This is a genomic window from Bradyrhizobium sp. SZCCHNS3016 (genome assembly GCF_032484535.1).
Lineage (GTDB): Bacteria > Pseudomonadota > Alphaproteobacteria > Rhizobiales > Xanthobacteraceae > Bradyrhizobium.
Window position 1 is genome coordinate 457,450 of the sequence record NZ_JAUETE010000001.1, and the last position, 23,216, is coordinate 480,665.

Below are 23,216 nucleotides of genomic sequence, written 5' to 3' on the forward strand. Positions count from 1 at the left end.
GCGGCCTGTCGCCGTCATCTCTTCGGCATGCCGATGGTGCGGCCGAGCCCGTCGGGACGCGGCAGCGCGGCATGGGCCTGCAGCACGCGGGCGATGTTGGCCTGGATGTCCGGCGGAAACGGCGCGACCTTGCGCTTGGTCATGTCGATGTGCACCGACATATTCTCCGAGGTGGCGGAGACCCAGCCTTCCTCGGCATGGCGCAGCTCCTCGAAGGTGTGCAGCCGCTTCTCGTCGGCGGCGATCAGCCAGACCGCGATCTGGACGGGATCGCCGAGATGGATCTCGCGCAGGTACCGCACGTGGCATTCGGCGGTGAAGGTCGAGCCCTGGCGCTCCTTCATGTAGGCGGGACCGATGCCGAGCTCGGCCCAGATCTGGTCGATGGCGCGGTCGAACATCACGTTGTAGTAGGCCATGTTGAGATGGCCGTTGTAGTCGATCCATTGCGGCTCGATCTGCATGACCTGTGACAGAAACGGTCCGGCGCCTTGCGCTGCGGGCACTGCATTATCGCTCATCGGCTCTTCCGTTTGCTCCCTTGACCCCTGTTGCGTCCTTTGCCACGGTCCGCCCAACTTTCGGAGGAAGCAGTGGCGACGACGATCCCCCATCACGATTTGAAGCGGCCCGCGCCGGAGGCGCTGAAAAGTGCGCTCGACGCGCTCGCGGCCCGCTTCGGCAACAGGCTCATCACCTCGCAGGCCGTGCGCGAGCAGCATGGCCATACCACGACCTGGCTGCCGACGCAGCCGCCGGATGGCGTGGTGCTGGCGCAGGAAACCGCCGACATCCAGGATGTCGTCCGCATCTGCGCGCCAAAGGGCGTGCCGATCATTCCGTTCGGCGCCGGCACCTCGCTGGAGGGCCAGGTCAATGCGCCGGCCGGCGGCATCTGCATCGACATGCGCGACATGAACAAGGTGCTGGAGGTGCATGCCGAGGACCTCGACTGCGTGATCCAGCCCGGCATCACCCGCAAGACCCTGAACGAATATCTGCGCGACCAGGGCCTGTTCTTCCCGATCGATCCCGGCGCCGACGCGTCCCTCGGCGGCATGGCCTCGACGCGGGCTTCCGGCACTAATGCCGTGCGCTACGGCACCATCCGCGAGAACGTGCTGGCGCTGAAGGTCGTGCGCGGCGATGGCGAGATCATCAAGACCGGCACCCGCGCCAAGAAGTCCGCCGCCGGCTACGATTTGACGCACCTGTTCATCGGCGCCGAGGGCACGCTCGGCATCATCTGCGAGATGACGATCCGCCTGCGCGGCATTCCCGAGACCATCGCCGCGGCGTCGTGCTCGTTCGAGACCGTGCGCGGCGCCTGCCAGGCGACGATCCTCGCGATCCAGACCGGCATTCCGATGGCGCGCATCGAGCTGCTCAACGCCGCGCAGGTCAGGGCGTGCAACGCCTATTCCAAGCTGACCTTGCCGGAGACGCCGCTGCTGCTGCTCGAATTCCACGGCAGCGCGGCCGAGGTCGCCGAGCAGTCGAAGAACTTCGCCGAGATCGCGCGCGAGTGCGGCGGCGGCGACTTCGCCTGGACCACCAAGCCCGAGGACCGCACCAAGCTCTGGCAGGCGCGTCACGACGCCTATTGGTCGGTGAAGGCGATCCGGCCCGGCGTCGGCGTGGTCGCGACCGATGTCTGCGTGCCGATCTCGCGGCTCGCCGATTGCGTCACCGAGACCGAGGAGGATCTTGCGCGTCTCAAGCTGACCTCGCCGATCGTCGGCCATGTCGGCGACGGCAATTTCCACTGCTCCTTGATGTGCGATGTCGACGATGCCGATGAGATGGCGCGCGGCGACGAGTTCATGCATCGCCTCGTCGAGCGCGCGCAGGCCATGGACGGCACCTGCACCGGCGAGCATGGCATCGGCCAGGGCAAGCAGAAATATCTCGAGTCCGAGCTCGGCCCGGAAGCGCTCGATGCGATGCGCGCGGTGAAGCAGGCGCTCGATCCGCAGAACATCTTCAATCCAGGCAAGATCATCCCGGCGCGCTGATTGGCAATCCAAGCCGAGCTGAGTTTCGGATTTGGCTTCGGCGTGCAGGCCCGCTGCTCACATAGGGCCGCTGCTCACATCTCCCAGCTCGCGGGAGATGTCGGAATGCATCACGATTCACCAAATAGAAAATGCCGCCGCGTTCGACACGCGGCGGCATTTTGTTTCCATTCAGATCAACGGCAGACGCGGCGCGGTCCCCACGGGGTCGGCCGCACCCAGCAGGTGCGCGGGCCGAAGCCGCCATAGCCATAGGGACGATAGACGCGCGGGGCGGGCCGGCAACGGCCCCAGCGGTCCGGGAACCAGCCGGGACCGCAGCCGCCGGCGACGCGCTCGACATTGCTGTCCGGAGCAGCCGGCTGAGCCGGCAGCGTGAAGGCCTGCGCGGCCGACGCGCCCAACATGACGGTCGCGGCGAGCAGGGCGGAGGTGAACAGATTGCGCATTGCAGTGCGGTCCTCTCGTTGGTTTCGAAGCAGTGCAGTCCTTAGACGTCGTTGGACAGGTGTTGGTTTCGCAATTTTTTCGACGTCGCGAAACCTCTTCCCAGTACCATGGAGCTCTCCACGACGCCGGTCGCCCGATGCAGCTCTGCCGATCATGTGGCGCATCGCTGCAGTGTCGACTGCCGCCGTGCGGTCTTCTAGCAGACATTCGCTGCAAGGAACATGAACGATCGGCGACGTGTCCCGCTGGCTTTCGTCGCAGGCGGCATCATTTGCCGCCTTGCTGCGCCTTTGCGTCCTTGAGCGCCGTCCTGCAGCCGTCGGAGAGCTTGTCGAACTTCTCGATCATGCATTGTTTGATGCGGCCGCCGCCCGGCATGATTCCGGTACAGAGCGTACGCAAATCGTCGCCGCAGGCCTGGCGCATGGCGCTCCTGTCCTGAGCCTGGGCGGCGGTGCTGAAGATGACTATCAACAGCAGCGGAAGCAGCTTGTGCATGATCGGTGATCCCTTGCTTTTGCCGCGGCCGACGGGCCGGGCATCGTGAGGCGGATGTCTCGCCGATGAATTTAGCGCGGGTATGTCGACCGTCGCCGCGACGTGTAACGGTTTGTATCACGAGGTCACCGCTTAGAACGCAAGCGTCGACCTGCCGCCGAGGTCGTCGTTGACCACGGCGCTCTCGGACCACCCTTCCCTCAAACGTGCACATCCGACGCAACGGCCCGCAGCTTCTGCAGCGCGTGATCGACGCTGTGGAACACGCGATCCCGCGGCAGCACGTCGTACAGGCCGAATCGTTCGAAGGCCTCCTGGGCCCGCAGCGATTCCAGCCGCGCCACCGCGAACACGACGCCGGTCTCGCTGCAGGTGTGGATCACGTCGCGCAGAGTCTGCGCGGCCGTGAAATCGATCTCGACGATGGCGCTGGCCTCGAACACCACCAGCCGCGGCTTGCGGCTGCGCAGCATGCGCCGCATGTCGGCGCGGAACGTCGCCGCATTGAGGAAGCTGAGCGGTGCCTGGAAGCCGACCACGGTGATGTCGGACAGCTCCTCGCCCTTGATCTGCGGATGCGCCGGCCACCAGATCGTCGTGTCGGGCACGCGCTCGAAGGCGATGAGGTGGGCGCGTGTCGTGCTCCAGATGCCGTGCAGCAGCGACAGCGCAATGCCGAGCGCGACGCCCTGCTCGATCGGCAGCGCGACGATCGCCACCGCGGTCGCCAGGATGAGCAGGAACTCGCCCTTGGACGCGCGATAGACGCTTGTGATCTGCGCGACGCGGATGATGCGTAGCGCGACGAACAGCAGCACGCCGCCGAGCGCCGCTTCCGGCACATTTGCAAGCAGCCGGGCTCCGAACAGCACGAGCAGCAGCACGATCCCGGCGGCGAGCAGGCCCGCGACCTGGGACCGGCCGCCGGTCTCGACCACGATGCCGGTGCGCGGCGGACTGGCATTGACCGGAAACGCGCCGAACAATCCGGCGAGCAGGCTGCCGGCACCGGCGCCGAGGAAGTCGCGGTCGACATCGGCCGACCGATCGGGATCGGAAGGGAACGAGCGCGTCGTCGCCGATGTCTGCACCATCACCACGACCGCGATCAGGAAGGCGAGCGGGATCAGCTTCGCCCATTGTTCCGGTCCGATCAGCGGCACGGACGGCATCGGCACCGTGCCGGCGATCTCGCCGATGACGGGCACGCCGCGTCCCTGCAGCCCGGCCGACAGCACGAACAAGGTCGAGGCCGCGAGCGCGATCAGCGCGCCGGGTATGCGGGCGCTGATCCGCTCGCAGATCGTGATGGTCGCGAGCACGCCGAAGCCGATGAGCATCGTGTACGCGTTGGCCTTGCCGAGTTCGCCCGCCAAGGTGGCGATCCGCGCCAGCGTTGGCCCGCTCGGTGACGGCAGGCCGAGCACGCCCGGCAATTGCGAGACGATGATGTGCACGGCGATGCCGGCCAGGAAGCCCACGGTGACCGGCACCGACAGCAGGTTGGCGATGCCGCCGAGCCTGAAGCCGCCGGCCAGCACCAGCATGACCCCGACCAGCAGCGCCAGCGCCGCGGCCAGGCTGCCGTATTCGGGCGTGCCGCCGGCGGCGAGCAGCGCCAGGCCGCCGGCGAAGATCGGCGTGATCGTGGAATCGGCGCCGCAGGACAGGAAGCGGTTGGCGCCGAACAGCGCGAACCCCAGCGATCCCGCCATGAAGGCGAAGAAGCCGGTCTCGGGCGTGAAGCCGCCGAGCTTGGCGGTCGCCATCTGCTCGGGAATCGCGATCGCCGCCAGCGTCAGCCCGGCGGCGAGATCGGCGGGCAGGGCGCTGATCCGCCAGCCTCGCAGGGAGCGGAGCATCGGCCAATGATGATTGCCGTCGTGGCTTGGTTGCTCGCTCATGTCGATGTCTCCGAGTGCATCGCGGCCGAGCTGTTCGTCCGCTCACGCAAGATCGCGATCCCAAGGTGGCTCGGGCGCGAACGCCGCGGCGAGGTGGTCGATGAAGGCGCGCACCTTGGCCGATGGCGTGCGATCCGGCAGGTAGACGGCATGCACCGCCAGCAGGTCCGATGGCGGCACGTCGAGCGTCAGCGGCACCAGCCGTCCTGCGCGGATCTCGTCGCCGACGATGAAGGTCGGCTGGTAGATCACGCCTTGCCCGGCCAGGGCGGCGGCGAGCAGCGCATCGCCATTGTTGGCGCGCAGATTGCCGCTCACGGTGACGTCGACCGCCGCCTTGCCGCCCATGCGCCAGCGCGATGGGCCGGCCGCCGCCAGCGTATAGCCGAGGCAGTTGTGGTCGGCGAGATCGGCCGTGGTGCGCGGTGTCCCATGCGCCGCGAGATAGGACGGCGCGGCACAGACCATCATCCGGCACGGCGCGAGCCGCCGCGCCACCAGGCTGGAATCCTTGAGCGTGCCGACGCGGATCGCGAGATCCCAGCCTTCCTCGATCAGGTCGACGAGCCGGTCGTTGAGGCCGAGCTCGACGCTGACGCCGGGATGGAGCGCGGCGAAGCCGGCGAGCAGCGGTGCGATCTGGCGCGTGCCGAAGGCGAGCGGGACATTGAGGCGCAACAGCCCGCGCGGCTCGACGCGGTCGGCCGCGATCGCGCTCTCGGCCGCCTCGAAGTCGCCGAGCACGCGCTCGGCAAGGTCGAGATAGCGGCGTCCGGCCTCGGTGATGGTCAGCCGGCGCGTGGTGCGGTGAAACAGCTTGGTGCCGAGTCGCGTCTCCAGCGCTGCCAGATGTTTCGTGACCATCGTTGGCGACATGCCAAGCGCACGCGCGGCCGCCGACAGGCTGCCAGAACTGGCGATCCGCGACATCACTTCCAGTCCAGTCAGACGGTCCAGCATTCAGCCTCACTCGCCGGGTGTGAGGTGTCTCGCTAGCAGACTCGTGAGGTGCGGGGAATCATCACTCTTGCGGACGGGGGCGGGGGTGGGCGTCCGTCATAACGATGGCGCGAATCAGTCGCGCTGCCTTCGCGTCATCGCGCTGCAAGTGAAAAGATGTCGCAACAAATTCGGGTTCTCGCCGGTATCAGTTGCCGCGCCACAGTGCAGTCCCGAACAATGCCGCATTTGATCACTTCCTGACCCAAAGCGGGTCAACTTGGTGCCCGACTTCGTTTTCAGTTTCCGCCCCGCGCGAGCGCCTTCTGGGGATGCACTCGCTTGCACATGTATTGAGTTTGTGAGGATGGGTTGATGAAAGCAGTGTACACTCTTGCTGTTGCCGCCTGTGGCGTCCTGCTTGCCGGCACGGTCGCGCAGGCAGGAGATTTCAGGGTCCAGCGGCCCGTAGCAGTCTACGATGCCCCGTACTACAATTGGACCGGCTTCTATGCCGGCGCATTCGCCGGGGGCGCGCACGGGCTGTGGACCATCGACTTCTATCGCAACAACAATCACGGCCATGCCGAGGAGGGCGCTGATGGCGTGGCCTTCGGCCTCTATGGCGGCTACAATTATCAGTTCGCCAATCGCTTCGTGGTCGGCGCCGAGGTCGATCTCGGCCGGTCCACCGCGTCGCAGAGCAACGACATCTTCGACAACGATTCGTCCTACGCCAAATACGGCATGTTCGGCTCGGTCCGCGCGCGCGCCGGCTATGCGTTCGACCGCTTGCTGGTCTTCGGCACGCTCGGTGTCGGCATCGCCAACTTGACCAACAATATCCAAAAGGGCCGCAACGCCGGCGAGCAGGTGGTGTGGGAGGATCAGGTGAAGGCCGGCCTCACGACAGGCGTCGGTGTCGAATACGCCTTCACCAGCAACTGGGTCGGACGCGGTGAATATGTCTACACCGACTACGGCAACGTGACGCTGTTCAATCGCGACGGCAACCGTGCCGACTTCAAGAACGAACTCCACCTGATCCGCGTTGGCGCGAGCTACCGGTTCTGATCGGGAGCGGCGGCATGTGCCCCCGGTTTCCGGAGGCATGTCGGCGTCATGCAACGGTGGACGAACGGGGCGTCGGCATTCGAGGCGCCGTGGCGTCGGTGCGTAAGGCGGTACGTCCACGACGAACCGCCTGCCACCTCACCTCAATGGTTTGAGCTGTCTTTCCTGGCGGCCAGATTATCGTCTCCCAGGGAATGATCTATGTCTCGGCACTATCCATTGGGAGCCCGAGATGATCGATTCGCGCACTGCACCCTACGCCGCCCTGCTGCTTCGCCTGACGCTGGGTGGCTTGTTCCTGGCCCATGCCAGCCTCAAGCTGTTCGTGTTCAGCCCGGCCGGCACTGCAAAATTCTTCGGCAGCATCGGCCTGCCGCCCGAGTTCGCCTACCTCGTCATCACGGCCGAGATCCTCGCCGGCATCGCGCTGATCCTCGGCGTCTACACCCGCTGGGTGGCGCTCGCCGCCGTGCCGATCCTGCTCGGCGCCATCTTCACCGTCCATGGCTCCGCGGGGTTCTTCTTCAACAATCCGAAGGGCGGCTGGGAGTATCCGGCGTTCTGGGCCGTCACGCTGGTGATCCAGGCCCTGCTCGGCGACGGCGCCTATGCGCTGGGCAGCCTTCGCAGCGGTCTTGCCGGCGGGCAGTTGCGCAACGCGCATTGATCGTCATGGTTGGTTGACTGCCGCGACAATCTCAGTGTCGTCCCCGCGAACGCGGGGACCCATAACCACAAGCGGACTTGGGTTGAGCACGCTGGTCGACGCGCAGCCTGCCTCAAATGCCGATCACGCGGTATGGGTCCCTGCTTTCGCAGGGACGACAGCTGTGGGTTGGGTTGGCAGCTGAACATCCGTCTAGAGAACGAGGAGCCATGACATGACCCTGCCCAGCATCTTCCTGTCGCACGGCTCGCCGATGCTGCCGCTCACGGATTCGGCCGCCCGCGACTTCCTCGTCGGCCTCGGCGGCAGCCTGCCGCGGCCGAAGGCGATCCTGGTGATCTCGGCGCATTGGGAGACCGACATCCCCGCCGTCAATGCGGTCGCCGTCAACGAGACCATCTACGACTTCTACGGCTTTCCGCGCGAGCTCTATCAGTTGCGCTATCCCGCGCCAGGGGCGCCAGATCTCGCGCGGGCCGTCGCGGCGCGGTTGCAGGCGGCCGGCCTGCCGGTCGGCATCGATCGCGAGCGCGGCCTCGATCACGGCGCCTGGGTGCCGCTGCTCCTGATGTATCCGCAGGCCGATATTCCGGTGCTGCAGCTCTCGATCCAGACCGAGCGGGGCCCTGCGCATCATCTCGCGCTCGGCCGTGCGCTGGCGCCGCTGTGCGAGGAGGGCGTGCTGATCATCGGCAGCGGCAGCTTCACCCACAATCTCGGCGAGTTCCGCAAGCGCCGGCTCGACATCGACGATCCCGCGCCGTCCTGGGTGGTCGACTTCGCCGACTGGGTGCACCAGGCCGCGATCGAGGGCCGCGTCGACGATCTCGTCGACTACCGCCGTCTCGCCCCGCATGCGCGCGACAACCATCCGACCGACGAGCACTTCCTGCCGCTGTTCGCCGCGCTCGGCGCCGCCGGCGAGGGCGCCCGCGTGGAGCGCCTGCACAACAGCGCCAATTACGGCGTGCTGCGCATGGACGTGTATGCGTTCCACGCCGCAGACGAGGCGAAGGCTGCGGCGTGAGCCGTTGACTTGTTAGTTCGATCTGCATCTGCCCGTCGGGCTCATTTTGCCCGTCGGGTTACTATGTCGCAGGCGATTTCGCTTGTGTCGTCGGGCAAATCACCGCGATCCTTCCGCGCATCCCGCCTCACTTGCGGAGGGGCGTTGCGCGCGATCGTCACGACACGCGAGGCGGGGAGCGGTGGCCGCGAGAACTCGCAGCATGTCCTTTTCGATGTGCGGACGAACGATGCTCTTGCGGACGTGAAGTTGCAGGGTTCTGATACCTCGACGCTGGTATCACCGCGCAACGCGTGAAACGCGTTGTCGCGCATGGCGGCCAACAAGCCGAGCGCCAGGAAGCCTGCATATAAGCGTGAAGACCATCGCGCAGGGAGGGCCGGGGGCGGGCTCAAGCGGTGGTCGCAACACCAAGTGTTTTCATTCGTGACAGCAGCTCGTCAAGCGCCTCTGCTGGAGTTTTCCATCCTAGCGTCTTTCTCGGTCGGGAATTGAGCGCTGCGGCCACGGCGGCGATCTCGTCAGCATCGTAGACGCTCAGATCGGTACCTTTCGGGAAGTACTGCCGCAGCAGGCCATTCGTGTTCTCGTTCGTGCCACGTTGCCAGGGGCTTCTTGGATCGCAGAAGTAGATCTGAAGGTCTGTATCGATCTTGAGGTCACTGTGTTGAGCCATTTCGGTCCCCTGATCCCAGGTTAGCGAGCGGCGGAGTTCTTTGGGCAAGGTGACGATGGTGCGCGTGATCGCATCGCGTACCGCTTCAGCTCCGTGTCCGGAGAGCGCAGGCCCATCCTTCGTACGTGGGCCGTCGTCAAACCCCGGCAACCGTGGAAGGTGTAGGAGCATTGTAAACCGCGTGCTGCGTTCGACCAGCGTGCCGATTGCCGAGCTGGCGGAGCCGACGATCAGATCTCCTTCCCAATGTCCCGGCACAGCTCGATCCGCGACTTCGGCCGGACGCTCACTGATCATGATCTCCGGCGATATGAAGCCTTTGCTGCGCTTCCGCGTACGCGCTCGGGGCACGCGCAGCGCACGTCCCGTTCGCAAACAGGACGACAACTCGCGTTTCAGCGCTCCTCGGCCCTGAACAAAAAGCGCCTGGTAAATGGCTTCGTGGCTGATGCGCATCGCCTCGTCATCCGGGAAGTCGATCGGCAAGCGCCGGGCAATCTGCTCGGGACTCCACGCTTTCGTCCACCCCTGATCCTGGCTAGAGCCCGCACGACCGGCCTTCCGCCGAACGCCGCCTGGAGGCGCGACAAACCCTGCAAGCCGCTCTTCAACATAAGCGCGCAAGGCGGCGTTGCTTGCAAGCTTGCTCGGCTTAGGACGCCGGGCCGATCGATCTGCATGCCACTGGGCGGCCGTCGCCCGATAGGCCATCTTGCCGCCGTGCGTGGCTGCATTGCGATCGAGTTCACGGGAGATGGTCGAGGGAGACCGATTGAGGCGCCGTGCTATCTCTCGTACAGAATGGCGCTGCGCATTCAGCAGCGCAATCTCTTCGCGCTCAGAAAAGGAGAGGTGCCGTCCGGAGAGCGGCTTCGCTGAAGGTCGGAACATTGCCGGTGCCACGCCGCCCGCTTTTCGAAATAATCGGGGGCCGACAGCATCCGATAATCCAGCAGCCAGCGCAGCATTCTCGCTGTTCAATCCAGCGGCAATCCCACGCCAAAATTTCTGCTGTTCCGCACGCCCCGCAACTGGTGGGCGCCCCAATGATCCCAGCTTGCCCCGCGTTGACCGTTTCTTTCGAATGCCCATCGCAACCTCCTCATCGAGTGTTGCGACGACCAATTGAATCCACCGGGTGATCTCGGCTGAACCTGTGGTACCTGCCGCCTGCATTTTTTTGAGCAGGCGGGCCACGGGCGCGGCCAGCGCCCGGCCTTCCCTGCGCCCTCCTGTTGAAGGAGGGTGAGCGGACCTTGCATAGCCCGGGCATGTCATGCCGCGGAATTGTAGACGCGCGTCGGTCTGTTCGATGAACGCGAGATATCTCAGCGTCGTCATTGCGAGCGCAGCGAAGCGATCCAGAGTCCCGTCCACAGCCCTGGATTGCTTCGCTGCGCTCGCAATGACGGAGGAGAGGCCAGCGTTCCCAAAGGTGCGCCGCACACATGACCTCGCAGGTAACTGACACCGCCGTCGCCCGCGCAGAAAATCCTTGACCCTTCGGCATGCAGATGATGCGAAGGATGCACCAGGGAGTGAAACAACAATGCGCCTGCCGTTCTACTATGGCTGGGTCATCGTCGCCGTGACCTTCGTGACGATGGCCGTCGGCGTCAATGCACGCACGGCGTTCTCGCTGTTCTATCCGCCGATCCTCGCCGAATTCGGCTGGGACCGCGGCGTCACCGCCGGCGCGTTCTCGTTCGGCTTCGTTGCCTCCGGAATCGTCAGTCCGCTGATCGGACGGCTGATGGATCGCACCGGCCCGCGGGCCGTAATGGAACTCGGCGTCGCGCTGATGGCCGGCGGCCTGTTGCTGGCGCCGCTGACCTCGCAGCCCTGGCATCTCTACATCACGATCGGCGTGATGGTCGGCGCCGGCAGCGTCTGCCTCGGCTATTCCGGCCAGTCCCTGTTCCTGCCGAACTGGTTCATCCGCCGCCGCGGGCTGGCGATCGGCATCGCCTTTGCCGGCGTCGGCATCGGCTCGATGACGCTGTTGCCGTGGGTGCAGCATATGATCGCGCAGACCAACTGGCGCACGGCCTGCACCGCGATGGGCATCGTCGTGCTGGTCGTGCTGGCGCCGATCAATCTGCTGCTGCGCAAGAAGCCGGAGGAGATCGGCCTGCGTCCCGACGGCGACGTCGCGCCGCTCGCCAATGCGGCCAAACCGGTCTCCAACATCGTCGATGCCGCCTGGGCCGGCACCGACTGGACGTTGTCGCGTGCGCTGCGCACGGGCCGGTTCTGGTGGCTCGCGCTGGGCTATTTCTTCGGGCTCTACGTCTGGTACGCGGTGCAGGTGCACCAGACGAAATACCTGCTCGAGATCGGCTTCAGCTCGAGCGTCGCGGTGTGGGCGCTCGGGGCCGTCAGCCTGCTCGGGATTCCCGGCCAGATCGCGCTCGGCCATCTGTCGGATCGTCTGGGGCGCGAGGCGGTGTGGGGATTAGGCTGTCTCGGCTTCGCGATCTGCTTCGCCGCGCTGATCGCGCTCAAGGCCGCGCCGTCGCTCGTGCTGATCTACGTCATGGTGGCGACGCAGGGCGCGCTTGGTTACGGCTTGACCTCGGTGATGGGCGCGGTCGCGCTGGAAATATTCCAGGGCGCGAATTTCGGCAGCATCTTCGGAACGCTGATGCTGATCGGGCTGTGCGGCGGCGCAGCAGGGCCGTGGGTGACCGGCGTGCTCTATGACTATACCCTGAGCTACACGCCGGGCTTCGTGATCGCCTTCCTCGGCGCCTTCGTCTCGGCGGCGGCGATCTGGATCGCGGCACCCCGCAGGGTCCGCCTCGTCGCCGGCCAATTGCACAGGTTAAGGACGGCGGGGGCCACGCCGTGATGTGTGATCCGGCCGACTTGCCATCGCCGCGCGGCCGTGAGCTAATCGGCCAATCCAAGGGAGGGACCACATGAACGAGCATGTCCAGGCCGCCAAGGCCGCGCCGCTGTTCAACCCGCTGTCGCCGGAGTTCATCCGCGACCCCTATCCCTTCTATGCGCAGTTGCGTGACAACGATCCGATGCATGTGACGCCGTTCGGGGCGTTCCTCGCCAGCCGGCACGCGGAATCGAGCCTGGTGCTGCGCGACAAGCGCTTCGGCAAGGACTTCGTCGCGCGTTCGATCCGGCGCTACGGCCCCGACATCATGCAGGAGCCGGTGTTCCAGAGCATGCGGCATTGGATGCTGCAGCAGGACCCGCCGGACCACACCCGGTTGCGCGGCCTGGTCGTGAAGGCGTTCACGGCGCGGCGGGTCGAGGACATGCGGCCGCGCATCCAGGAGATCGTCGACCGCACGCTCGATCAGGTGATCCCGCAGGGCCGGATGGACCTGATCGAGGACTTCGCGTTCAAGCTGCCGGTCACCGTGATCTGCGACATGCTCGGCATTCCCGAGGAGCATCGCGAGGCGTTCTACAAGAGCTCGCGCGAGGGCGGCCGGCTGCTCGAGCCGGTGCCGCTGTCGAAGGCCGAGATCGCCGAGGGCAATGCCGGCAACGCCGTGTCCAAGGCGTATTTCCAGCACCTGTTCGAGTTGCGCCGGAAACATCCCGGCGACGATCTGACGACGCAGCTGCTGCAGGCCGAGGAGGACGGTGCCAAGCTCAGCCATGAGGAGCTCACCGCCAACATCATCCTGCTGTTCGGCGCGGGACACGAGACCACTGTCAACCTGATCGGCAACGGCCTGCTGGCGCTGCACCGCAATCCGGACCAGTTGGCGCTCTTGAAGGCGCGGCCGGCGCTGATCACCAACGCGATCGAGGAGTTCCTGCGCTACGATTCCTCGGTGCAGCTCACCGGGCGGGTCGCGCTCGAGGATATCGAGGATCTCGGCGGCCGGCGGATTCCTGCGGGCGAGAGCGTACTGTGCCTGCTCGGCTCGGCCAACCGCGATCCCGCCGTGTATCCGGACAATCCGGAACAGCTCGATATCACCAGGCCAAACGTGAAGCCGCTGTCGTTCGGCGGCGGCATCCACCATTGCCTGGGCGCGCAGCTTGCCCGGATCGAGGCCGAGATCGCGATCGGAACCCTGCTGCGGCGGCTGCCGGAGCTGAAGCTGGACGATCCGGACAACCCGGAATGGCGGCCGACCTTCGTGCTGCGCGGCCTCAAGCGGCTGCCGGCCCACTGGTAACCATCTTCGTTAACGGAGTTGTGCAACGCCCCCGGAAAGACCGACAGCGCTGTGACTTCGCCATACTTAATCCTATATGATGCAGCGCTCCGGTATCGATGCCAGTGGGCCGCGGCCGCATTGGTTTTAAGGTTGGGACACCGGAGCGTTGTCCTTTGAGGGAGACCCCGTGCAGACGACCCTGCTCGGCTTGGCGATTGCCTTCATCCTTGCGCTCCTTGCTGCGCTGATCGGCCCGTACTTCGTCGACTGGAACCAGTTCCGGCCGCAGTTCGAGGCCGAGGCGAGCCAGGTCATCGGCGTGCCCGTGCGGGTCGCCGGTGCGCTGGATGCACGGCTGTTACCGACGCCGACCTTAAGGCTGCGCCAGGTCACGTTCGGCGGCGCCAACCATCTCGGCAAGCTGCGCGCCGACAAGCTCGACGTCGAGTTCAGCCTCGGCGACCTGATGCGCGGGGAATGGCGGGCGAACGAGCTCACCATCGGCGGCATGGCCGCCGATCTCGGCCTCGATGCCAAGGGCCTGGTCGACCTGCCGGCTGCCTCCGGCCGCTTCAATCTGGCCGCGCTCGCGATCGACCGGCTCAATCTCACCGGCCGCGTCGCCCTGCACGACGCAGCCAGCCGTTCGACGCTGGAGCTGACCGACATCGTCTTCTCCGGCGACGTGCGCTCGCTGGCTGGCTCCCTGCGCGGCGATGGCGCCGTGTCGATCCGTGGCGGCCGCTACCCGTTCCGGGTGTCGTCGAGCCAGGACAAGGACTCCAACGGCCTGCGCGTCCACCTCAACATCGACCCGGGCGAGCGTCCCGTGATGGCCGACATCGAAGGCCTCATCAGCTTTCCCAACCGCTCGCCGAAGTTCGAGGGCGCGCTGACGCTGTCGTCGCCCCCGAAAGAGCAGGGCGCCGACAACGACAAGCCCGCCCAGTCTGCGAAGGAGCCGTCCGCAAAGCAGGCCCAACAGGCCAAGACCCGTCCGCTGAACCAGGCCGGCGCGACGCCTTGGCGCATCGCCACCAAGATCGTCGGCGACCAGGCGACGGCCAAGCTCGACCAGATCGAGGTCAGCTTCGGCCAGGAGGATCGCTCGCTGAAATTCGCGGGCAGCGGCGACATCCGTTTCGGCGCCGCCCCCGTGCTGAAAGCCTCACTGTCCGCACGCCAGCTCGATGCCGACAAGCTCCTGGCCGGCGGTGACGACGTCAAGGACCGGCGGGCGATTGCGCCCGCGCTGGTGCTGCCGGCGCTGCGCAACTGGATTGCACAACTGCCGACCTTGCCGATGCCGGCCAACGTGCAGTTCGCGACCGAGCAGATCATGCTCTCCGGCCGCCCGGTGCAGAACTTCACCGCCGACCTGCACAACGAGCCGTCGGCATGGAGCCTCGAGAAGGTCGATCTGCGCGCGCCCGGTTCGACGCGGCTGACCTTCCGGACCATCGGCATCTCGACCTCGGTGACATCGGGCTTCACCGGCGCGCTCGATCTCGAATCGTCGGAGCCCGACACGCTGGTGGCCTGGCTGCAGGGCCGCAGCGACAGCAGCTACCGCACCCAGCGTCCGCTGCGGCTGCGCGGCGACCTCAACGTGGCGCCGGAGCGGATCGCGATCGACAGCCTCAAGGCCGATATCGACGGCGGCTCCGTCGATGGACGCGTCGCTCTCGTCAACCGGTCGGCCGGGCCGGGCTCGCGTTTCGAAGCGGTGCTGAAGGGCGACCGGCTCGACCTCGACGCGGCGATGGCCGTGACCCGGTCGCTGGTCGGCGTCACCGGCGAGTGGCCCGCCGAGGCCACCGTGGCGCTGGACGTCGGCCGCGCCAAGCTCAGCGGCCAGGAGCTGCGTCCGCTCACCGCGCGCTTTTCCTACGATCCCAAGACCATCGCCATCGACCAGATCAAGTTCGGCCAAAGCAGCGGCGTGACGAGCGAGGGCTCCGGCCGGTTCGATCGCGCCGACGCGACCGGGCGGCTGGTCGTGACCTCGATGGCCGGCTCGCTCAAGGAGATCACGGCGCTGGTGCAGCCGTTCGCGCCGCAGATCGCCGCGCGCTTCGATGCACTCGGCACGCCTGCCGGCGCTGCCCGGTTGAAGCTCACGCTCGATCTCGCCAAGGATCCTGCCAATGCCGACCGCAGCCAGGCCAAGGCGGTGCTCGATCTCGATGCGCCGCAACTCAAGGGCTCGGCGACGCTGACGGCCAAACCGTCGGCGGCCGCGCTGCGCAGCTTCGAGGTCGACGCGATCGATCGAACCGAGCTTGGGATCGAGAGCCGCGTCGCGGCCGAGCAGGGCAATGTCGTGCTGGCGCTGCTCGGGCTCGATCGCGTCGCGGCGGCCGGCAACGGTCCGGCCCAGTTCGACGCCAGCGTGACCGGCAGCTGGCGCACGCCGCTGCGGGTGAATGCGAAGCTGTCCGGCGCCGGGCTCGATGGCGATGCGCAAGGCTCCGTCGATCCCTGGGGGGACACCGCCAAGGCCAACGTCAATCTGCGCCTGCGCAGCGCCAATCTGTCGCCGTTGTTCGGATTGAAGCCGCAGGATCCGGCGGCGCAGAACATCCGCCTGTTCGGCCGTCTCGGTCTTTCCAACAATCGCGTGACGCTCGACGACATCGACAGCACGGTCGGTGGATCGCGGCTGCGTGGCCGGCTCGCCCTGGTGCTCGACGAGGACAAGCAGATCGATGGTGAACTCGGGCTGGACGCGCTCGACGTGCCGCAAGTGTTCTCGGTGCTGGTCGGCGCAGCCGGGCGTGAGCAGGCCGAGCCTCTCGGCGCAGGTCTATTGAAGGGATGGCGCGGGCGGGTCTCGTTCCAGGCCCTCAGCGGCGCCATTCTGAACGGCACTGATCTGCGTCCGCTGGGCGGCGCCATCAAGAGCGACGGTCAGTCGCTGACCATCGAGAACGTCAAGGGCAAGCTCGGCGGCGGCGACGTCACCGCGACCGTCGATGCGCGCTCCAACGCGAATGGTCTCGTCCTGAACGGCCGCGTCGAGCTCGCCGGCATCGACGGCAACGCGCTGCGCTATCACAGCCTGAAGATGCCGGCCGGCAAGGTTTCGGCGCAGATGACGCTCGCCGCCGAAGGGCGCAGCGTGCAGGCACTGGTCAACGCGCTCTCGGGCAATGGCACGGTGACGCTCGACAATGCGGCGCTCCCCAATCTCGACCCGCGGGCGTTCGATGCGGCGTTGCGCGCGGCCGACGCGGGCCAGGTGAGCGACGACGGCAAGTTGCGGCAGGTGATCGAGCCGGTGCTGACATCGGGGACGTTGCCGGTCGCGTCTGCTCAGATCCCCTTCATCATCCGCGATGGCCGGCTGCGTGTCGGCGCCACCACGCTCGAAGCGCAGGGCGCCCGCGCCGTCGTGTCCGGTGGCTTCGACATTCCTGCCGACCAGGCCGACATTCGCGCCAGCCTGAGCGCGAACACCGTCGGCAACGCCAACAGCCGTCCCGAGATCCAGCTGTTCGTGATCGGCACGTCCGTGGCGATGACGCGCGCGGTCGACGTCACCTCGCTGTCGTCGTGGCTCGCGGTGCGTGCGATCGATCGCGAAACGCGGCGTCTGGATGCGATCGCGCGCGGCGAGGTGCCGCCGGCCTATCCGTCGTCCACCGCGTCGCTGCCCGGTGCACCCGAGGCTGGCCCGGCCGCGCCGAGCGCGGCCGACGTGCCGCTTCCCGGGCGTGATCCGCGGCGTGAGCCGCGCGCCAAGCTCGGCGGTCCCCGCGCCGTCGTGCCGCCGCTGACCCAGCCGCTCTCCGCTCCCGCGCCTCAGCCGGCGGCACCGGTGGCATCGAGCCAGCCGCAGGTCGCGCCCTTGCCGCCGCCGGTCGAGATCAAGCCCGCGCCGGGTGCGCTGCCGCCGCGCCCACGGCCGGTGCCGCGTCCGCCGGTCGTGCTGACGCCACCGGGCAGTCCATGATGCCGGCTGACGGCGTGCGGAGACCGCGCCGATGATGACCTTGCGACAGGTCGAGGTCATTCGCGCGGTCATGGTGACGGGCACCATCAACGGCGCCGCGCGCCTGCTGAAGGTGTCGGCACCGGGCGTCAGCCGTCTGGTGAAATACACCGAGCGCTCGCTCGGCATCCGCTTCTTCCAGCGCCAGAACGGCCGCTACTTCCCGACGCCCGAGGCGCAGAACATCTTCGAGCAGATCAACAGCGTCTACGAGAAGGTCGACGATCTCAGCTACATCATCTCCAACATCGGCCGCGGCGCGCTGTCGGAACTGCGCGTCGGCTCGGTGCCCAGCATTTCCCAGGTGATGGTGCCGCGCGCGATCGAGCGCGTCCGCCGCCGCTATCCCGATCTCGGCATCGACATCAACATTCTCAAGATCGAGGAAGCGATTGACTATCTGATGCTGGGCAAGGGCGAGTGCGTGGCGATGAGCTACCGACTCGATCATTCCGGGCTCGAATTCCTGCCGCTGGCCTCAGGCGAATTGTTCTGCATCGTGCCGCCGGGACACGAGCTCGCCGGCCGCAAGCAGGTGTCGGCTGCCGAGATGACGCGCTATCCGCTGATCGGCATCGATCCCAACGACCCCTACGGCCGGATCATGGCGGAGATCTTCGCGCGCAACAAACTCAGCTACAACATCTCGATCAAGGCGCGCTTCGGCACCACGGTCTGCGCGCTGGTGAAGGCCGGGCTCGGCATCGCGGTGATCGACCAGTTTACGGTCGCGCATGGCGGCTATCCCGGCATCGAGTTGATCAAGATTGCCGAGCCCACGCGGTTCGACACCTACATCGCCGTCAAGCGCGGCACGCCGCTGTCGCTCTACGCCGAACACTTCATCGACTGCCTGCGCGCGGAGATGCGCGCGCTGGAGCCCGGCCGACGTCAGGTGGCCAAACCGGCGAAATCCGGCGGCGGCAAAAAATAACATGATGTTAGGTTCAGCCGATATTTGAGTAATTGTGTTAGCGAGCGAACGCGCTATCGTCTGCATCGAAATCCGCGCGTGCGACGCTCGCACGTCACAGCAGCAAGAGACAAAAGCGAACGTGCCCGATCTTTCCGCGCTCAAAGCCCGCAAATTCCTGACCGGCTTGATCGGTGCGCCGATCGCGCATTCGGCGTCTCCCGCGATGCACGAATATGCCGCGGCGGCGCTCGGCGTGCGCTGCCATTACCAGCTGATCGAGGTGGCCGGTGCCGATCGCGCGGGTCTGGCGACGCTGCTTGAAGGCGTGCGCCGGCTCGGCTTTGCCGGGGTCAATGTGACCTATCCCTACAAGGAAGCTGTGGTCGAGCTGCTCGACGAGCTCGCGCCGAAGGCGGCGGCTATGGGCGCCGTCAATACCGTCGTCGTGCGCGATGGCCGGCTGATCGGCCACAATACCGATACCACCGGCTTCGAGCGGGCAGTGGCGCCGCTGGTCAGCCAGACCGGTCGCGGCGTCGTGGCGCTGATTGGGGCCGGCGGGGTTGGTAAAGCGATTGCGTTCGCGCTTGCGAACCTCGACGTCGCAGGCTTGCACATCTACGACACCGAGCGCGCGCGTGCGGAGAAGCTGGCGAACCTGCTTCCGGGCGGCAAATCCATCACGGTGGCCGATAGCGTCGAAGAGGCGCTGCAGGGGGTGGTGGGCGTCGTCAACGGCACACCGATCGGGATGCTGCCGAACCGCGGTACGCCGGTGCCGGAACACTTGCTGCGCGCCGATCTCTGGGTCGCGGACGCCGTCTATTCGCCGCTGTGGACGCCACTCCTGAAAGCCGCCAAGGCCCGGGGCGCCCACGTCCTGCTCGGGCGCGAGCTCGCGATCTATCAGGCGGCGGACGCGTTCGAGCTGTTCACGGGGCTCGCGCCGTCGACAGAGGCGATGGGGGCGGCCTTCGACAACCACATGGCGGAGAGATATCCGGCGGTTGACGCCGCCTGAGCAAACCGGCCAATACGCGCCGGACAAGTCGTTCAAGCAAGAAACGCAAACAAGCGTTTAAGACAGAGGAGGAAACAACGTGAGATCGATCATCCTGGCTGGCCTGTGCTCGGCCGTGCTGTCCGGAGCCGCCTACGCGCAGTCCGGCGCCCCCATCAAGATCGCCGATGTCGCCGAGCTCTCGGGCGGCGGCGCGACCGTCGGCAACAACTGGAAGAACGGCATCGACCTTGCCGTCGAGGAGGTCAACGCCAAGGGCGGCATCCTCGGCCGCAAGATCGAGGTCAGCCATGCCGACTCGCAGTCGAACCCCGGCGTTGCGCGTGCGCAGGTGCAGAAGGCGCTCGATGGCGAGCCCTACGTGCTGCTCGGGCCCGGCTATTCCGGCTCGGTGAAGGTGACGGCGCCGCTCGCGGCCGAGGCCGGCATCACCCAGATCATGGGCGGCGAAGCGGCCGAGCTCACGCAGGCCGGCAACAAGTTCCTGTTCCGCACCTCGTTCGGCCAGCAATCGTCGATGCCGAAGGTCGCGAAGTACATCAACGATGAGCTGAAGGCGAAGTCGGTCGCGGTGGTCTGGGTCAACAATGATTTCGGCCGCGGCGGTCGCGACGTCATCACCAAGGAGTTCAACCGTCTCGGCATCAAGGTCGCGGCCGACCTCTCGACCGAAGCCGGCCAGGCCGACTTCGCCGCCGACGTCAGCAAGATCAAGGCGGCGGCGCCGGATGCGGTCTTCATCTATGTCAACGAGGAAGAGAGCGCGCGCATCCTCAAGGAGATCAAGCGCCAGGGCGTGACCGCGCCGCTGATCGGCGAGACCACGCTGGTCGGCCAGAAGGTGATCGAGCTCGCCGGCGATGCCGCCAACGGCGCCCGCGGCCATGTCGGTCTCACCACCGACGCACCGATCGAGGCCATCAAGGCGTTCCGCGACCGCTTCGTGAAGAAGTACAACTACGTGCCGGATCACAACGGCCTCAAGGGCTATCTCGCGATCTACATGGTCAAGGCCACGACCGAGAAGATGGGCAAGGTGGATTCCAAGGCCTTCGCCGACACGCTGCACGGCCTGACCATCAAGACCTCGACCGAGCCGAATATCCTGATGGATGTCACGTTCGATCAGAACGGCGACATCGATCGCCAGGGCTTCCTGGTCGAGGTGGTCGAAGGCAAGCAGGTCGTGAAGCAGGTGCTGCCGAAGCTCAACTGAGGACAACGGTCGACCGGCGGCGCCGGAGGGGATGCCAGTGCCGCCGTCACCCAAAGGCTTAGGGGGAAACGATGTCCAATCTGCTCGACCTGATCGTGGCGGGTCTCGCCACCGGCGCCATCTACGCGCTCGTTGCCGTCGGCTTCACCTTGCTGTGGCAGACCTCGCAGACCATCAACTTCGCCCAGGGCGAGTTCGTGATGCTGCCGGCCTTCCTGATGCTCGCGGTGATGCATCTCGGCGCGCCGTTCTGGCTCGCGGTTCTCGTCGGCATCCTGTTGTCGGCACTGCTGCTCGGTCTCGCCTTCAAGATGCTGCTGGTCGATCCGATGCTGCGGCATGGCGTGCTGCCGCTGGCGATCGCCACCATGGCGCTGGCGGTCGGGATCAAGGAGGCGGTGAAGCAGTTCTTCAGCGCCGAGGCCTCGCCTTTCCCTTCGATCGTGCCGGTAGGTGACGTCACCGTCCTGGGCCGGGCGATTTCGCTGCAGAGCCTCGGCGTGCTCGCAGTCGCGATCCTCGCGGTCGTCGGATTGACCACGCTGTTGAACCGCACCTCGCTTGGCCATCAGATGCAGGCGGCCGCGCAGAATCCCACGGTGGCGCGCATCATCGGCGTGCCCGTCGAGCGTATGATCCTCCTGACCTTCCTGATCAATGCCGTGCTGGTCGCGCTGGCCTCGCTGCTGATCACGCCGATCTATCTCGCGAAGTTTTCCAGCGGTGAGGTGCTCGGGCAGGCGGCGTTCATCGCCGCGATCGTTGGCGGCTTCAACCAGGTGCGCGGCGCCATTGCCGGCGGTCTCCTGATCGGCGTCGTCGACAACCTAGCTGCCGCCTACGTCTCCACTCAGTATCGCGCCGCCGTTCCGATGGTGCTGCTGATCCTTGTCATCCTGTTCCGGCCGCAGGGCCTGCTCGGACGCGCCGAGGAGCGTACGGTATGAGCAAGCACAGCAAACTGCTTCTCGTCGCGCTTGGTCTCGTCATCATCGCGGGCCTGATTATCGTCCCGATGAACTTCAACCGCTACGGCCTGTACATCCTGAGCCAGTGGGCAGTGATGACCATCGCGGCGATGGGGCTCAATCTGACGCTCGGCTATGCCGGGCAGGTGTCGCTGGCGCAGGGCGCTTTCGTCGGCATTGGCGCCTATGGGGCGGCGATCCTGACCACGCATGGCTGGCCGCTGATTGCGGCGCTCGGCCTCGTCATCGTGATCTGCTTCATCGTCGGCTGGCTCCTCGGCTATCCGGCGCTGCGCGTGCAGCATCACTACCTCGCCTTCGTCACGCTCGCGTTTTCGACGCTGGCGTTCCTCGTGTTCCGTAACGAGAGCTGGCTCACCAACGGGATCTACGGAATCAGCAACATTCCGCGCCCCGAGATCTTCGGCTACCCGACCCGCAAGCCGCTGCCGTTCTACTATCTCTGTCTCGGCTCCCTCGGCCTCGTGACGCTCGCGATGTGGTGGCTGATCCGCTCGCCCTGGGGCCGCGCCTTCATGGCGCTGCGCGAAAATCCGATCCGGGCGCAGTCGCTCGGCATCGACACCAGGCGCTACACGCTGATGGCGTTCGCGATCGGCTCCGTGCTCGGCGGCATCGCCGGCGTGCTCTATGCGCCGCTGACGCAATATGTCGATCCCGTTCCGTTCAACCTGCAGCTCTCGCTCGATCTGTTGATGATGGTGATCGTCGGCGGCGCTGGCTTCATGCTCGGGCCGTTCCTGGGCGCCATGATCGCGGTGCTGTTGCCGGAGTGGCTGCGCGTTGCCGAGGGCTATTACCTGATGCTCTATGCCGTGGCGGTCATCCTGCTGCTGATCTACTCGCCCACCGGCATCCTCGGCATTCTCGACCGCTATCTCAGCTCACGCCGGACCCAGGCGGCATCCGCGCTGCGGGCCGCGGCTCAATCCAAGCTGGAGGCCGCGCGATGACCGCAGTCCTCGACGTTCGCGACGTCAAGAAGAGCTTTGGCGGCATCACCGCAGTCGATGGCGTCAGCTTCGACGTGCACGAGGGCGAGATCCTCGGTCTCATCGGCCCCAATGGTTGCGGCAAGTCGACCTTGTTCAACTGCATTCTCGGCCAGCTGGTGCCGAGCGCGGGCGAGGTCAGGGTCGACGGCAAGCTCGTCACTGGGCAGCGTCCGGCGGAGCTGAACCGGCTCGGCGTCAGCCGCACGTTTCAGTTGCTGCAGGTGTTCCCGAAACTCTCGGTGCGCGACAATCTGATCCTTGCGGGACAGGAGCATCGCGGCAGCATGCTGTCGCGCCTGTTCGGTCCGTCGGATGCCGGCCTGACCACGACCGCCGATCAGATGATCGGCTTCTTCAAGCTGGAGCACCTCGCCGACGAGCCGGCCGGTGGCTTGTCCTATGGTCAGCAGAAGTTGCTCGATGCCGCGATGGCCTTCATGGGCGGCCCGCGGCTGGTGCTGCTCGACGAGCCTGCAGGCGGCGTCAACCCGACCATGCTGGGCGACCTCAAGGAGCGGCTGATCGCGATCAATCGCGAGCGCCGCGCCACCTTCGTCGTGATCGAGCACAACATGGAGTTTGTGATGTCGCTGTGCTCGCGCGTGATGGTGATGGCGGAAGGCAAGGTACTTGCGATCGGCAAACCCGACGAGATCAGGGCCAACCCGGCCGTGATCGAAGCCTATCTCGGACACTGAG

General features: G+C 66.3%; 19 protein-coding genes. 13 read left to right on the forward strand and 6 right to left on the reverse strand.

Features of this window, described 5'->3' with window-relative positions:
* Positions 1-14: 14 nt before the first annotated feature.
* Complete coding sequence (locus QW881_RS02115; protein ID WP_315755116.1) at positions 15-521, reverse strand: thioesterase family protein; 507 nt, start codon at positions 519-521, stop codon at positions 15-17.
* A 72-nt stretch (positions 522-593) separates the two neighbouring features.
* Here QW881_RS02115 and QW881_RS02120 point away from each other — a divergent pair, with 72 nt between their 5' ends.
* Positions 594-2,015 carry an FAD-binding oxidoreductase gene (locus QW881_RS02120; protein ID WP_315755117.1) on the forward strand — a complete coding sequence of 474 codons (1,422 nt, stop codon included), beginning with the start codon at positions 594-596 and terminating at the stop codon, positions 2,013-2,015.
* Positions 2,016-2,191: 176 nt separating this feature from the next.
* On the opposite strand, the gene QW881_RS02125 is transcribed toward QW881_RS02120, so the two are convergent.
* The 4 genes from QW881_RS02125 to QW881_RS02140 form a co-directional block, all read right to left on the reverse strand.
* The gene (locus QW881_RS02125) at positions 2,192-2,464 is read right to left on the reverse strand and encodes a GCG_CRPN prefix-to-repeats domain-containing protein (protein WP_315736838.1); all 273 of its coding nucleotides are present in this window, start codon (positions 2,462-2,464) and stop codon (positions 2,192-2,194) included.
* A gap of 268 nt (positions 2,465-2,732) precedes the next feature.
* Positions 2,733-2,963: a hypothetical protein gene (locus QW881_RS02130; RefSeq protein ID WP_315755118.1), complete on the reverse strand. Its 231-nt coding sequence runs from the start codon at positions 2,961-2,963 to the stop codon at positions 2,733-2,735.
* 200 nt (positions 2,964-3,163) lie between these two features.
* Positions 3,164-4,867 carry a SulP family inorganic anion transporter gene (locus QW881_RS02135; protein WP_315755119.1) on the reverse strand — a complete coding sequence of 568 codons (1,704 nt, stop codon included), beginning with the start codon at positions 4,865-4,867 and terminating at the stop codon, positions 3,164-3,166.
* A gap of 42 nt (positions 4,868-4,909) precedes the next feature.
* Positions 4,910-5,827, reverse strand: a complete 918-nt coding sequence (locus QW881_RS02140; protein WP_315755120.1) for a LysR family transcriptional regulator — start codon at positions 5,825-5,827, stop codon at positions 4,910-4,912.
* Positions 5,828-6,181: 354 nt separating this feature from the next.
* Between QW881_RS02140 and QW881_RS02145 the strand changes: the two genes are divergently transcribed.
* From QW881_RS02145 to QW881_RS02155, 3 genes are all read left to right on the forward strand, one after another.
* Positions 6,182-6,880 carry an outer membrane protein gene (locus tag QW881_RS02145; RefSeq protein ID WP_315736843.1) on the forward strand — a complete coding sequence of 233 codons (699 nt, stop codon included), beginning with the start codon at positions 6,182-6,184 and terminating at the stop codon, positions 6,878-6,880.
* A gap of 232 nt (positions 6,881-7,112) precedes the next feature.
* Positions 7,113-7,547 carry a DoxX family protein gene (locus QW881_RS02150; protein ID WP_315755121.1) on the forward strand — a complete coding sequence of 145 codons (435 nt, stop codon included), beginning with the start codon at positions 7,113-7,115 and terminating at the stop codon, positions 7,545-7,547.
* Positions 7,548-7,761: 214 nt separating this feature from the next.
* Entirely contained in the window at positions 7,762-8,574 is an 813-nt protein-coding gene (locus tag QW881_RS02155; RefSeq protein WP_315755122.1) for a class III extradiol ring-cleavage dioxygenase, read from the forward strand.
* A 391-nt stretch (positions 8,575-8,965) separates the two neighbouring features.
* Here the strand turns inward: QW881_RS02155 and QW881_RS02160 are convergent, their stop codons facing one another.
* Positions 8,966-10,342 carry an IS30 family transposase gene (locus QW881_RS02160; protein WP_315715219.1) on the reverse strand — a complete coding sequence of 459 codons (1,377 nt, stop codon included), beginning with the start codon at positions 10,340-10,342 and terminating at the stop codon, positions 8,966-8,968.
* Positions 10,343-10,799: 457 nt separating this feature from the next.
* Here QW881_RS02160 and QW881_RS02165 point away from each other — a divergent pair, with 457 nt between their 5' ends.
* From QW881_RS02165 to QW881_RS02205, 9 genes are all read left to right on the forward strand, one after another.
* Positions 10,800-12,101 carry an MFS transporter gene (locus QW881_RS02165; protein WP_315755123.1) on the forward strand — a complete coding sequence of 434 codons (1,302 nt, stop codon included), beginning with the start codon at positions 10,800-10,802 and terminating at the stop codon, positions 12,099-12,101.
* A gap of 70 nt (positions 12,102-12,171) precedes the next feature.
* Complete coding sequence (locus tag QW881_RS02170; protein WP_315755124.1) at positions 12,172-13,404, forward strand: cytochrome P450; 1,233 nt, start codon at positions 12,172-12,174, stop codon at positions 13,402-13,404.
* Positions 13,405-13,573: 169 nt separating this feature from the next.
* Positions 13,574-17,341 carry an AsmA-like C-terminal region-containing protein gene (locus QW881_RS02175; RefSeq protein ID WP_315755125.1) on the forward strand — a complete coding sequence of 1,256 codons (3,768 nt, stop codon included), beginning with the start codon at positions 13,574-13,576 and terminating at the stop codon, positions 17,339-17,341.
* Between the two features lie 31 nt (positions 17,342-17,372).
* Positions 17,373-18,314, forward strand: a complete 942-nt coding sequence (locus tag QW881_RS02180) for a LysR family transcriptional regulator (RefSeq protein WP_315713383.1) — start codon at positions 17,373-17,375, stop codon at positions 18,312-18,314.
* Between the two features lie 121 nt (positions 18,315-18,435).
* Positions 18,436-19,317, forward strand: coding sequence for a shikimate dehydrogenase (locus QW881_RS02185; RefSeq protein ID WP_315755126.1), 882 nt, complete (start codon positions 18,436-18,438; stop codon positions 19,315-19,317).
* Positions 19,318-19,396: 79 nt separating this feature from the next.
* Positions 19,397-20,533, forward strand: coding sequence for an ABC transporter substrate-binding protein (locus tag QW881_RS02190; protein ID WP_315755127.1), 1,137 nt, complete (start codon positions 19,397-19,399; stop codon positions 20,531-20,533).
* A 71-nt stretch (positions 20,534-20,604) separates the two neighbouring features.
* Positions 20,605-21,480: a branched-chain amino acid ABC transporter permease gene (locus tag QW881_RS02195; RefSeq protein WP_315755128.1), complete on the forward strand. Its 876-nt coding sequence runs from the start codon at positions 20,605-20,607 to the stop codon at positions 21,478-21,480.
* On the forward strand, positions 21,477-22,475 hold the full coding sequence (locus QW881_RS02200; RefSeq protein WP_315755129.1) for a branched-chain amino acid ABC transporter permease: 999 nt from the start codon (positions 21,477-21,479) through the stop codon (positions 22,473-22,475). Before QW881_RS02195 ends, QW881_RS02200 begins: the two co-directional genes overlap by 4 nt.
* Positions 22,472-23,215 (forward strand): ABC transporter ATP-binding protein, encoded by a 744-nt coding sequence (locus QW881_RS02205; RefSeq protein WP_315755130.1) that lies wholly within the window; start codon positions 22,472-22,474, stop codon positions 23,213-23,215. Before QW881_RS02200 ends, QW881_RS02205 begins: the two co-directional genes overlap by 4 nt.
* Position 23,216 lies beyond the last annotated feature (1 nt).

Coding starts and splice junctions, on each gene's coding strand:
- QW881_RS02115 (WP_315755116.1), bottom strand. CDS start 521: ATGAGCGATAATGCAGTGCCCGCAGCGCAAGGCGCCGGACCGTTTCTG.
- QW881_RS02125 (WP_315736838.1), bottom strand. CDS start 2,464: ATGCGCAATCTGTTCACCTCCGCCCTGCTCGCCGCGACCGTCATGTTG.
- QW881_RS02130 (WP_315755118.1), bottom strand. CDS start 2,963: ATGCACAAGCTGCTTCCGCTGCTGTTGATAGTCATCTTCAGCACCGCC.
- QW881_RS02135 (WP_315755119.1), bottom strand. CDS start 4,867: ATGAGCGAGCAACCAAGCCACGACGGCAATCATCATTGGCCGATGCTC.
- QW881_RS02140 (WP_315755120.1), bottom strand. CDS start 5,827: ATGCTGGACCGTCTGACTGGACTGGAAGTGATGTCGCGGATCGCCAGT.
- QW881_RS02145 (WP_315736843.1), top strand. CDS start 6,182: ATGAAAGCAGTGTACACTCTTGCTGTTGCCGCCTGTGGCGTCCTGCTT.
- QW881_RS02150 (WP_315755121.1), top strand. CDS start 7,113: ATGATCGATTCGCGCACTGCACCCTACGCCGCCCTGCTGCTTCGCCTG.
- QW881_RS02155 (WP_315755122.1), top strand. CDS start 7,762: ATGACCCTGCCCAGCATCTTCCTGTCGCACGGCTCGCCGATGCTGCCG.
- QW881_RS02160 (WP_315715219.1), bottom strand. CDS start 10,342: ATGGGCATTCGAAAGAAACGGTCAACGCGGGGCAAGCTGGGATCATTG.
- QW881_RS02165 (WP_315755123.1), top strand. CDS start 10,800: ATGCGCCTGCCGTTCTACTATGGCTGGGTCATCGTCGCCGTGACCTTC.
- QW881_RS02170 (WP_315755124.1), top strand. CDS start 12,172: ATGAACGAGCATGTCCAGGCCGCCAAGGCCGCGCCGCTGTTCAACCCG.
- QW881_RS02180 (WP_315713383.1), top strand. CDS start 17,373: ATGATGACCTTGCGACAGGTCGAGGTCATTCGCGCGGTCATGGTGACG.
- QW881_RS02195 (WP_315755128.1), top strand. CDS start 20,605: ATGTCCAATCTGCTCGACCTGATCGTGGCGGGTCTCGCCACCGGCGCC.
- QW881_RS02200 (WP_315755129.1), top strand. CDS start 21,477: ATGAGCAAGCACAGCAAACTGCTTCTCGTCGCGCTTGGTCTCGTCATC.
- QW881_RS02205 (WP_315755130.1), top strand. CDS start 22,472: ATGACCGCAGTCCTCGACGTTCGCGACGTCAAGAAGAGCTTTGGCGGC.